Origin of the sequence: Pontibacter oryzae (assembly GCF_003576375.1) — a bacterium.
Lineage (GTDB): Bacteria > Bacteroidota > Bacteroidia > Cytophagales > Hymenobacteraceae > Pontibacter > Pontibacter oryzae.
Genome location: NZ_QWGE01000005.1, coordinates 274,251 through 285,868 on the forward strand (window position 1 = coordinate 274,251; position 11,618 = coordinate 285,868).

Consider the following 11,618-nt stretch of genomic DNA (forward strand, 5'->3'; position numbering starts at 1 on the left):
TTTTTATAGTGCGGCCATGCGTCAGCAAGTATAAGGATTTATTCGTTGTTTCGCTGTGCTGCTTTATCCGTTCGTTCGGTTAAAGCAGACTGAGATAGCGGGGATTCACTGGCATGGCCGCTGGCTCTTTCTTTTCCTATGCCACCCTCGTTGGGCAATGCGCGGTTAATCAACCCAAGCATATTATTTGTAAGTGAGGGGGCAATACCGTGCAGCAATGCCCCAAGTTTAGCAGGAACAGTAGTGGTAACGTGCGCATCGCCGTGGCGCAAGGCATCTAGAATCTTGGCGGCTGTTGCTTCGGCACTCATAGAGGACAGCGGGCTGGAATCCATGATCTTAAACAGCGCATACTCCTTTTTATGTTGACCCTTTACAATAGCGTGCCCTGGGCTGCCTGTCCGGATCAGGCCTGGCGTGGCTGTGGTAACTGTTATATTATACTTTGCAAGCTCTTCTCTCAGCCCTTCTGATAAACCAACCAGAGCAAACTTGCTGGCACTGTAAGGTACCAGGTGCGGTACACTAATTTTTCCGCCAATAGAGGCGATATTAAGGATGCGGCCTTCGCCACGGGCTTTCATTACGGGCAATACCGCCAGCGTGGTATACACCGGCCCCCAGTAATGTGTTTGTATTGCTTCGTCAAACTCCTGCACCGTCATTTCCGTTACTGGCCCGGCATGTATAATTCCAGCGTTGTTTATCAGCACATCAATCGGCCCGAACTCATTTTGTACGTTTGTAATCGTGTCGTTTACCTGCTGCTGGTTGGTTACGTCGCATTTTATAACGAGCACCTCCGCTCCTTTTCCGGCTAGTTCCATGCGTGCGTCTTCCAGTTCGTTGGCATCACGGGCACAGAGCACCAGCCGCGCCCCCTCCTTTGCCAGCTGCCTGGCCATCACCAAGCCTAGCCCCCTGGAGCCACCGGTTATTAGCACTGTTTTCCCACTGAAATTATAGGCTGTCAGGTTCCTGTAAACGGCTCTTGCTGCCAGTAATGCTCCTGCGCCCAGCGTTAGCCACCATACATTGCTCTTGTCTGTCTTCATCTTGCTTTGGTTTAAAAAATAAAGGCAGGAGCTTCCAAAGCACCTGCCTTTACCTCTACGTCAGTAAAAATATGCGGTTAGTGAACAGTTCCTAACGGCTCTGCGGTTTTTTAGAGAATATCTTGTTTTTAAGAACAGGTGTGTACTGCAGCTTTACCACAGCTATGCCATAGTGATCTGTATTGCCGGGATTGCCAAGCCTTGGGCCAATATTATCCAAAAAATCTGTTGTAGTGATCTGGTACATGAGCTCTGGGGCAATGCTAAACTCGTTGTTGATACGGAAACGTATGCCGCCTCCAAAAGGAATAACCGCCGCGATGGCCGGATACTCTCGCTCCGGGTCATAGGTTGTCTGAGAGTCATCGAGGTTGCCCTCGCCTGGGTAGGAGGTTGGGGTGTAATAAATGGCGCCTACACCTCCCCTGATGTATGGCACTGCAAAACGCTTCCGGCTAGAACGGTAATTGCCTGAGCCGGCATAACTGTCCCAAAGGTTTAGCACCGCTGTGGCGCTAAAAGCCAGCACCTCCGACTCAAAGGAGATATTGCTGGTTTGGCGGGGGTCTTTCTCGTTTGCCCCAAGCTTTACATAATCAATGGTGCCGCTTATGCCGAAGTTTGGGGTAAGCTTATAAAGCGCGCCTACGCTAACCACTGGACCAAACTCATTGCAACCCAGGCTCCCACAGATATCGCTTTTAACGCCGGCCACACCTGCGCCAACCAGCACCACTATATTTCCGCTCTCAGGTATTTGCGTACCGTTTCTTCTGCTGCGGTTGTTGTATTGCGCACTTGCATCCCATGGGAAGAGCATAAGTATAAAAAGCAGCGCTAAAAAGTAGTAAGGGTTCCTGTTCATTGCCAAGACAGGTTTAAGGAAGTACACGTTCGGGAATTCAATGTTTTTTAGGCTTTATTGATAAAAACAACCCTTTTGCACGGAGGCAGTGGGTAAACAAAGCTAGCAGTTGGCAATGTATGAAGTATACGTACAGCTGCCAGACTCTTTACCCTCTACGTGATTTTCAAAAGAAAGATGATGCTTTATTTATAAGTACATCAGAATATTAAAATAGCATAATAAAAGCTGCCCTGTAAAGTATACGGAGCAGCTTTTAGCGTTTAAATGAATGCACTTTCCCAGGCTCAACAGCCTCATATATCAGTTAAGTGGCGTCTGGCCCAGCTTTGCATCTACCACCTTCAGAAAATCCAGCACCAGGCCTGCCGCATCGGCGTAGAACTGCTGGTTAATCTGCTTAAACTCATCCGTACCTTTGTGATAATATGGATGGTCCTCAACCCCAAAGTATACATACGGGATTTTATACTTATGAAAAACGGCGTGATCCGATTGGCCTGTCCAGTCATCATGGCCCTGCTCCGGGCGGTCGTGGCCGAGCATCAGCTTTGCCCCAGCACGTGGTTTTACTTGATTTAGGTATGGCAGTAACTTAGGGTAATGGTAAGCCCCGCTGGCATATAGCTCGCCCTTCTTGTTGATGCTGAGCATATCCATGTTTACGTTTAGCAGGATATCGTTTTGCGGCACAGGCGGCCGCCCTAGAAAAGCCTTTGCACCTTGCAACCCTAGTTCCTCGCCATCTAGGGCAGCAAAAATAATAGTATGTTTGGGCGGATGCTTTGCAAAATAGGTAGCCGCAGCCAACAAAGCTCCAACACCGGAGGCATTGTCATCGGCACCATTAAAGACTTCTTCACCGTCAAAGCCTACATGGTCATAATGCGCGGTAACGACGATTGCCTTACCGGATTTGCCGGCAATGTACCCTACCAGGTTAGTCGCCTGCTCTACCTGCACGCGCTGGGTGTTTATCTTAAAATACTGTTTATAATCATCTCCAAAGGCTTTCAGTCCTGCTTGCTTAAAGCGTGTCTGTATATACTCCTGGGCCATTTTGCTTCCTTCGGAGCCGCTCAGCCTACCGCCCATGGAGTCAGCGGATAGCACTTTCACGTCCTGTAGCAACTGAGAGGCATCAAGTAATACGCGTTGCGCTGAAGCCACAAAAGGCAGGCTCAACAGAGCGGCAAGTATGATTGTTTTCTTCATAGATCAATTTATACTCTAAGTTAGGATGCCGGCAAGGATATACAAATATCTCCTTCTTAATTCTTTTGCCACGGAATCCAGCTTTTCTGGCGTAGCGCCTTTTGCTTCTGCTGGTTTGTGTTGAGCGGGTGGCGCTGCATCTCCTGCATGTAGTTACCTTTTTGCTCTAGTAATTCGCCTTTGGGTACCCAGCCGTGGCGCATGTATGTTTTAACCGTGCTGGCTACTACCTGTAAGTCTCTGTTGTTTATTACGTCGTAATCCATCTTGTTTATTCAGCTTATATTTCTTTACATATCAACTGCTTATGTTTAAACAAGGAACGTGCCACTACGAGCGTAATTAACAAAAGTTACAAAAGAATTAGAGACCAGATAAACAAACATAAAAAAAGCCAGGTAGTGTGCCTGGCTTCTGTGGTTATTCCTTAATGCTGATGTAGGTTGGCAACTCAAACTGCCCGACTGAGGTATCTATGGTCGGTTTTATCTGTAGCGTTACTTTAGGCCTGTTAGCATCGTTTTGGTTTAGCAGCGTGGCTAGGCGTAGGAGCTTATTCAGGTCTGGGCGGCCATTGCCATCGTCGGCCAGGGCCAGCGGAGAGCTTACCGTAATGCTGTTAAGGCCATTCCGGAGTTCTACCGGCTCGCTTACCAGACCGCTCAGCGTGTGCTGGTCGCCTACAAGCAGCTGCCACTTCAGTTGGGTAACCTTCATGGTGCGGTCCTGGCTGTTTTCAGGCAACTCCACGCTGAGGCCGATAGTAGAAACTGCATTCAGCTTATTTTCTGAGAAGGCAGTATAAAGCACGGCGGCATCATTAAAGGAGAAGTCCTGTGCTCCTTTTTTCTTTAGCAGGTCAATGCCGTTCAGCTCCATCTTATCAATGCTCTTCAGGCTATACTCGGCTTCTTTAAAAGCCTCCAGGTCATCTTTTGTTTTGCACGCAAAGCCCAGCACTAGCAAGGCAAACAGTAGCGCGGCATTTCCAATTTTTCTAATCATATGGTTAGGTTACTTCTTAATCACTTTTCCAGAACCTGATATGCTGGTGTTAACGGCAGGGCTACCCTGATAGTATACTTTTCCGCTTCCACTTATATCAACATCCAATTGCGCATCAACTTTCAGCCCTGCCTCTCCCGAACCGGATATGCTCACTTTTGCCTCCCGTGAGTCCACATCAAAAGCCATGTAGTTTCCGGAGCCTGAGATTGATACATCCTGGTTCGTCGCCACTCCCGCTGCACGAATTGTGCCAGAGCCACTGATGCGCGCCTCCAGATCCTGTGCCGCCACACGCAGCATTATACTCCCAGAGCCTGAAACACTTGCATCAAACGAAGAAGTTTCAAATACATTTTCTACTACCAGGTTTCCGTTGCCCCCCACCGATACGCGCTCCAACTCCGGCAGCGTGATGTATACTTCCACTTGCTTGTGATTACGCAGGCAGCGGTCAAATTCAATATCCCAAACTCCATTCTCAACACCCTGTTCCAGTTCGTCTAGTACGTTGGCCTGACCGCTCACTTCCACGCGCTGCCTGCTGCCTTTGCTGATGTATACCTTATGGTTTCCGCTTACCGCTACCCCATTGAAATCTCGGAGTTCGAGTTCCCGCGTTTCCAGCCCTCCTTCTCCTTCCAGGCAAAAGCCATCCTCATCGCAGGAGGTTAGCAGCGCGGCTACCGATACAAACAAAAGCGCCAATGGTAATTTTGGGATTTTCATAGTTTTATAGCTTAGATGTACGAGTTTTCCGCAAGATATTAAATAAAAGACAAGAGCCACACTGCTTGTTAGTGTGGCTCTTGTTTGCCTTAGGAGAGATGGCCTACGCGCTGGCCCTGCCGGTTTACAAGTATACCCTTATTGTTCACAAAAACCGTTTTCAGGTAATCACTCTCGAAATAGTAAGGGAAATCCGGGTTGCCTGTTTTAGCAAGTTTGCCAATTACCTTGGGGCCATCATCAGTTAAATGAACCAGGTTGAGGCGCGTAGTCACAAAAAACTGCTCTTGCGGCGCCTTGGCAAAAACCACCCGTGAGAGCACCATGCGGCTATCTAGGCTGGCGCTGCTGCGGTTTACAGTGGCGGCGCGCTGAGGCTGCTGCGTTGGCCGGGTTACAATGGCGCGCTGGTCTGGCTGCGGAGACTTGGCACTTGCCAGCAACTGCTCATCAGCGCTACGCCAGCCTTTGCTGATCGAGGCTAACCTGTAGTTGCGGCCAGGGTGCGTGGAGGAGGTTCTTTCTTCTGAAAGCAAGTTTATGGCAGCTTGCGCCTCTGCCAGGCTTGCGCCCATTTTGCGCAGCACAAAACCCGAAAACTCATCTGCCTCCAACTCATCTCCCGGGTTGCTGCCGCTTCTGCTTAATGTATGGCCGTTGAGGTGGTGCCCTATTTCGTGGGCAAGTATACTTACACCCGCCCAGTCGGTATGCACGGCATTGTTGATGGCAGCCAGAAAGCGTTCATTGTACAAGATATAGCGCTTGCCGTTATAAACCACAGCCGCCGCATTGTCGATGTCGGCAGCGCGCAGTTCGAAGCGTGGCTTCAGGCCCACCACATTAATTATCTCCTGCACAATGTCGCGCGCGCCAACGGTTGGCGCCAAGGTAACCGGTGAGGAGGGAGCGGCTTGGGTGGCGGCCATGGCCACCTGCCCGCACATTGGAGCCAAAAGAAGCCCCATCACTACGGAAAGTCTCTTAAAGTATAGCATAGTATAAAATCTTGTGGGTAATGCAGCTATACCTTAAACGCAGGTGCTGCAGCGGCTAGTATAGAAGCAAGTACTTTGCCAAAAACCGCTCATTTAGTACTTGCAGTTTAGCACAGCTCGCTTTGTGTGCCTGCCTGTCAGCAGCAGAAAAACAATTGGCTTCCAATTCCAGGCCTCACTCATTATAACGAAGCAAGTATACAGTTGCTTAGCAATTGAGTCTGAGAGCATGATTTATAAGTAATCTATAAATTTTAGGTCGACACACTAGTTAACCCACTGGATAATGTACTATATTTACCCTCATTTAATGATCTGATCTTTACTTCAATTTGTTATAGATTTAATCATATTTAAGACTCTAATGAAAGGTTTTTTTTCCGCTTTAATCATATTATTTAGCATAACTGGAAGTGTTGCGCAAACACAGCTTCCAGAAGCGAAATGTTCAAAAAAACCTATATATACTACCTCACATAAACAACGCACGCAAACCTCAAAAACTGGCATGGCCGAAATGAGCGGCAAGATAGCAGTATACTATGTATTGCCAACGGATGCTACGTATGATGCTGCTGAGTTTGCAGCCGTGAAGAAAATCAGCAGAGAGTTGCAGGCATGGTACAGGGCCAATACAGGAGGTGTTACCTATACCTTTGCCGAGGCCGATACAGTAATTGTGTACAATGCCTTACAAGCCAGCAGCTACTATGCTTCTGACTGGTGGAACCTCTTGCTTGCTGAGATGCAGGACCAAGGCGCCCCTATCTTCCAAAACGGGACTGTTGCCAGCCTTTGGGTAAAGAGTTTTAACAAGGATGGCCTGATTATGGGTGCCCAGGGCTGCGAAGGCGCTTGTGGAGCAGCCATGGCCGCCATCGAGAATATTCCTGATTTTAATGCCGAATGCCCCAGCGGCACTGGCGAAGCTGCTTTCCCCTGCGTGCCCCATGGCGTGATGGGCCACAGTTTGGGACATGCTTTCGGCCTGGTGCATCCTTTTGATATTACGGACACTAAGGAGGTAGCCAACCATAGCATCATGCAAACCTATTGGAATTACCCTGACCTAGCACCAGAGACTAACCAGCCCTGGGGACTATTAACTGTAGAGCGCTCGCAGCTTCGTGCTAACATGTTCTTTGGGCAGGAAATACCAGCCAAGCCAACCTATGAGCCAAGTATCGTGAACCTGCCGGTGCAGGGCAATGCGCCAGCCATTGCTTTAGACGTAGCTACTGAAGCGCGTACTGCCAACTTTGCTAACACCACCGAAGGCGCCAACCTGTTTTACTGGACCTTTGGCGATGGAACAACCAGCAACGAGAAAGCACCAAGCCACACATACGTTAAAAGCGGCACCTATACTGCCACCCTGTATGCCAGCAGCAGCACATCCATGATGGCAAAGCAAAGTATAGAGGTTCAGGTGTCCAATCCGCTTGCCGTGGATTCAGAAGTTGATACTAAGCATTATATCCTTTACCCTAACCCCAGCCATGATGGGTTGTTCCGGTTGCAATTACCAGCTCAGACATCTGCCAGCGAGTTAACGGTTAGCAATGTATTGGGCAAGCATGTTCTTACAACCACTGCTAAGGCCCTGCAGGAGAATATAACTTTAGACCTGCGCCATTTTGCACAAGGCACGTATTACCTTCGCCTGAAACTCAAGGATAAAACCCATACTTTGAAACTAATCAGGTTATAATATTAGTGTGACTACCACGTATAAAAAATGCCCGGCCAGATAAACTGCCCGGGCATTTTTAGTTCATATATTTGCAAAGCCTACTTAAACATGCCTTTCAGTTTGGCGAGCTTTGCTTGGAAGTCGTCCATTGGCTCTTCTTCGCTCTCTTTGCGGTTGCCTTTGTTTCCGCCACGGTTGCCACCGCCGGCGGGTTTGGCAGCAGCAGGGTCGCCTTTCATACTTAGGGAGATGCGCTTGCGGGCCTCATCCACTTCCAGCACGGTAACTTCTACTTTCTGGCCCACTTTTACAACCTCGTGCGGGTTGCTTACAAAGCGGTCTGATAAATGGCTCACGTGTACCAGGCCATCCTGGTGTACCCCAATGTCCACGAAGGCACCAAAGGCGGTGATGTTGGTGATAATGCCCGGCAGTTTCATACCTGCGCGCAGGTCTTTTATCTCGTTCACACCCTCGGTAAAGCTGAAGGCTTCAAAGGTCTCACGTGGGTCGCGGCCCGGTTTGGCAAGTTCGCTCACAATGTCCTGCAGGGTTGGCAAGCCCACGGTATCGGTAACGTAGTTTTTCAGGTTGATTTTCTGGCGCAGCTCGTTGCTCTTGATCAGGTCCTGCACGGTTACGCCCAGGTCTTTGGCCATTTGCTCTACGATCGGGTAGCTTTCTGGGTGCACCGCCGAGGCATCGAGCGGGTTCTTGGCATCGCGGATGCGCAGGAAGCCGGCCGCCTGCTCAAAGGCCTTGTCGCCCAGGCGGGCTACTTTCTTCAGCTCGGAGCGTGTTTTAAACGGCCCGTTTTGATTCCGGTATTCCACAATGTTCTGCGCCAAGGCCGGGCCTAAACCAGAAACATATGTCAGGAGTTGCTTGCTGGCCGTGTTCACCTCCACACCCACTGCATTCACGCAGCTCATTACTACGTCGTCCAAAGAGTGCTTTAATGCAGATTGGTCTACATCGTGCTGGTACTGGCCCACGCCTATGCTTTTCGGGTCTATCTTCACAAGCTCGGCCAGCGGGTCCATTAAACGGCGACCGATGGAAACAGCGCCGCGCACGGTTACGTCCTGGTCAGGAAATTCCTCGCGCGCCACATCCGAAGCCGAATAAATAGAAGCACCACTTTCGTTCACCATGACTACCTGCACGGTTTTGGGCAGGTTCAGGCCATTCACAAATGCCTCCGTTTCGCGGCTGGCGGTACCATTACCAATGGCAAGGGCTTCCACCTCAAACCTATCTACCAGGTATTTTACATTTTGTGCGGCTTCCATGGCCTTGCCCTGGCCGGTGTGCGGGTAAATGGTTTCGTTGTGCAGCAGTTTGCCCTGCTTATCCAGCACCACCAGTTTGCAGCCTGTTCTAAACCCTGGGTCCAGGGCCAATACGGTTTTCTGGCCAAGCGGCGATGAAAGCAGGAGCTGGCGTAGGTTGTCGGCAAACACGCGGATGGCCTCTTCGTCGGCGCGCTTCTTAGAGCTCAGGCGTACTTCCGTTTCCATACTTAGCTTTAGCAGGCGCTTGTAGCAATCTTTGGCAGCCAGCTTCACTTGCTCGGAGGCAGCGTTGTTGCCTTGCACAAACATATCTTCCAGCTTGGCCAGGGCGGCGTCCTCGTCTGGCTGCGCGGTCAGCATCAATACCATTTCGGTTTCGCCGCGGCGCATGGCCAGGATACGGTGCGAAGGCGCTTTCTCGATCGGCTCCTCCCACTCAAAGTAATCCTTAAATTTCTGGCCTTCCTCTTCCTTGCCTATCATCACGCGGCTCTTGAACACGCCTTGCTTCTCAAAGATCTTACGCATGGCGGCGCGTGCCTCAGCGTTCTCGTTCATCCACTCGGCCACAATATCGCGGGCACCGGCCAGAGCCTCGTTGGCATCTTTCACCTCTTTTTCTTCGGAGATGAAATTGGCAGCCTCAGCCTCTATATCGATATTTTCCTGGGCAAAAATACGCTCAGCCAAAGGTTCCAGGCCTTTTTCGCGGGCAATGGTAGCTTTTGTGCGGCGCTTCGGTTTGTAAGGCAGGTAAATATCCTCGAGGGCGGCCATGGTTTCGGCAGCCATCAGCTGGGCTTCTAGTTCCGGGGTAAGCTTTTCCTGGTCTTTAATAGACTTCAAGATGCTTTCGCGGCGCTTGTCCAGCTCCCGCAGCTGCTCCAGCCTGTCACGGATGCCGGCAATCTGAACCTCGTCTAGGGAGCCGGTGACTTCCTTGCGGTAACGGGAGATAAACGGTACGGTAGCGCCTTCGTCGAGGAGGGTGGCCGTGGCCTCCACCTGTTTAATCGTGATCGAAAGCTCTTTGGCAATCTTTAAGAGATGTTCTAAATTCGGTTCCATATATTGATGTAAGACAATAGTCAGATTTTTGGAGGGAAAGTATGGCGGGCGACTGTAAACTATGCAAAAGAGGCTTCTCCTCCTACCCTGCTGCCATGCTTGCCTCGTTGCGCCAAAGTATGACCCGGCGCTTTAGAAACATCAAATTTAAGCCTTATTGCTTAACCTGAAAACATTATCTGGTGAAAAGCCCGGAAAGTATGGCTGCCCCTTGGCAAGAAATTCAGCGTGTGGCTATCTCTTTAAGTATAAACCACTGCGCACACAGTGCAAGGCTACGGATTCCGGGGGGCGCGGTATTTTTGCTACCTTTGCAGCGCAATCCATCGCCAACCTTTAACCTGAACCATGGAAACTGCAACTAACTTTTCACGCATCAACCACTGGACCTATAACCACCTGCTGGAACTGGGCCTGCCCCAAAGCACAGCGCAATACCTGAACATGGGGCTGCTGCTTGTGCTGCTACTGGTGCTGGTTTACGCTACCGATAAAATCACCAAAACGCTTTTAGTAGGCACGCTGCATAAGTTTGCCGAAAAAACGGCCACGCATTTCGACGATTACCTGATCAAGAACAAAGTGGTGAAGTACCTGGCCCAGGTTATACCGCTGGTGCTGGTGGTGCAGGCCGTCCCGATTGTTTTCTCTGATTTTCAGGGTTTAATTAAGCCGCTGAAAACACTGACGGATGTATACATTGTGCTGCTCTCCGTCTGGACGATACAGGCTTTCCTGCGGACCTGCCGCGATTTCATGAAAACCACCGCCCTTTTCCGCGACAAGCCTGTGGAGAGTTTTGTGCAGGTTATCAGCATCTTTTTATACTTTATGGGCGGCCTGCTGATCTTCTCGCTGCTCACGGGCAAGTCGGTTTGGGCGTTTATCACGGCCATGGGTGCGGCCTCGGCCATACTTCTGTTGGTTTTCAAGGATACAATACTTGGCTTTGTGGCCAGCATTCAGGTTTCCACGAACGACATGGTGCGCATCGGCGACTGGATAACCATGGAAAAGTATGGCGCAGACGGCGACGTGATCGAGATTAACCTGACCACCGTGAAAGTGCAGAACTTCGACATGACCATCACCACCATCCCGACCTATTACCTCATCTCCGACTCTTTTAAGAACTGGCGGGGCATGCAGAACGCGGGTGGCCGCCGCATCAAGCGTTCTATCAACATTAAAATTTCAACTATAAAATACCTTTCTGATAATGAGATAGAGCAGCTCAGCAAGATAGGCCTGGTAAGCGAGTACCTGCGCGAGCGCCAGCACGAGATAAACGAGTTTAACCGGAACAAATCCGTGGATAAGAGCCTGCTCATCAATGGCCGCAGCCTAACGAACATTGGCGTTTTCAGGCGCTACATTGACGCTTATATCAGCCAGCACGAGTTCACGCACAAGCACATGACCATGATGGTGCGCCAGCTGGATCCTACCACTACGGGCATGCCGATCGAGCTTTATGTGTTCACCAACGAAGTGCAGTGGGAGAAGTATGAACTGATTATGGCCGATATCTTTGACCACCTGCTGGCCGCCGTCCGCTTCTTTGATTTACAGGTGTTTGAGCACCCCGCCGCAGACGACATTCGCCAGCTATACACCAAGCCCAGGACCGACAAGAATAGCCTCTCGGCGGCAGTAGAGCACATGAAAAACTAAGGCAGGGTATTTGCGCAACTA

Annotated in this window: 10 protein-coding genes; 2 read left to right on the top strand and 8 right to left on the bottom strand. The window is 50.2% G+C overall.

What is annotated here, in order from left to right; translation table 11 throughout:
• Positions 1 to 38: 38 nt before the first annotated feature.
• The 7 genes from D1627_RS15945 to D1627_RS15975 all read right to left on the bottom strand — a co-directional run bounded on the left by D1627_RS15945 (position 39) and on the right by D1627_RS15975 (position 5,867).
• Entirely contained in the window at positions 39 to 1,055 is a 1,017-nt protein-coding gene (locus D1627_RS15945) for an SDR family NAD(P)-dependent oxidoreductase (protein ID WP_119433271.1), read from the bottom strand.
• A 91-nt stretch (positions 1,056 to 1,146) separates the two neighbouring features.
• Positions 1,147 to 1,920: a thrombospondin type 3 repeat-containing protein gene (locus tag D1627_RS15950; RefSeq protein WP_233555662.1), complete on the bottom strand. Its 774-nt coding sequence runs from the start codon at positions 1,918 to 1,920 to the stop codon at positions 1,147 to 1,149.
• Between the two features lie 303 nt (positions 1,921 to 2,223).
• Positions 2,224 to 3,135, bottom strand: a complete 912-nt coding sequence (locus tag D1627_RS15955; RefSeq protein WP_119433272.1) for a M28 family peptidase — start codon at positions 3,133 to 3,135, stop codon at positions 2,224 to 2,226.
• A gap of 56 nt (positions 3,136 to 3,191) precedes the next feature.
• The gene (locus tag D1627_RS15960) at positions 3,192 to 3,401 is read right to left on the bottom strand and encodes a hypothetical protein (RefSeq protein ID WP_119433273.1); all 210 of its coding nucleotides are present in this window, start codon (positions 3,399 to 3,401) and stop codon (positions 3,192 to 3,194) included.
• A gap of 154 nt (positions 3,402 to 3,555) precedes the next feature.
• Complete coding sequence (locus D1627_RS15965) at positions 3,556 to 4,140, bottom strand: hypothetical protein (protein ID WP_119433274.1); 585 nt, start codon at positions 4,138 to 4,140, stop codon at positions 3,556 to 3,558.
• A 9-nt stretch (positions 4,141 to 4,149) separates the two neighbouring features.
• Complete coding sequence (locus D1627_RS15970) at positions 4,150 to 4,869, bottom strand: head GIN domain-containing protein (RefSeq protein WP_119433275.1); 720 nt, start codon at positions 4,867 to 4,869, stop codon at positions 4,150 to 4,152.
• Positions 4,870 to 4,958: 89 nt separating this feature from the next.
• On the bottom strand, positions 4,959 to 5,867 hold the full coding sequence (locus D1627_RS15975) for a M48 family metalloprotease (protein WP_199688447.1): 909 nt from the start codon (positions 5,865 to 5,867) through the stop codon (positions 4,959 to 4,961).
• A 517-nt stretch (positions 5,868 to 6,384) separates the two neighbouring features.
• Between D1627_RS15975 and D1627_RS15980 the strand changes: the two genes are divergently transcribed.
• The gene (locus tag D1627_RS15980) at positions 6,385 to 7,578 is read left to right on the top strand and encodes a T9SS type A sorting domain-containing protein (RefSeq protein ID WP_199688448.1); all 1,194 of its coding nucleotides are present in this window, start codon (positions 6,385 to 6,387) and stop codon (positions 7,576 to 7,578) included.
• Positions 7,579 to 7,658: 80 nt separating this feature from the next.
• Here D1627_RS15980 and D1627_RS15985 read toward each other — a convergent pair whose 3' ends face one another.
• The gene (locus tag D1627_RS15985) at positions 7,659 to 9,923 is read right to left on the bottom strand and encodes a Tex family protein (RefSeq protein WP_119433277.1); all 2,265 of its coding nucleotides are present in this window, start codon (positions 9,921 to 9,923) and stop codon (positions 7,659 to 7,661) included.
• Between the two features lie 348 nt (positions 9,924 to 10,271).
• On the opposite strand from D1627_RS15985, the gene D1627_RS15990 reads away from it, so the two are divergent.
• Positions 10,272 to 11,597, top strand: coding sequence for a mechanosensitive ion channel family protein (locus D1627_RS15990; RefSeq protein WP_119433278.1), 1,326 nt, complete (start codon positions 10,272 to 10,274; stop codon positions 11,595 to 11,597).
• Positions 11,598 to 11,618: the final 21 nt, after the last annotated feature.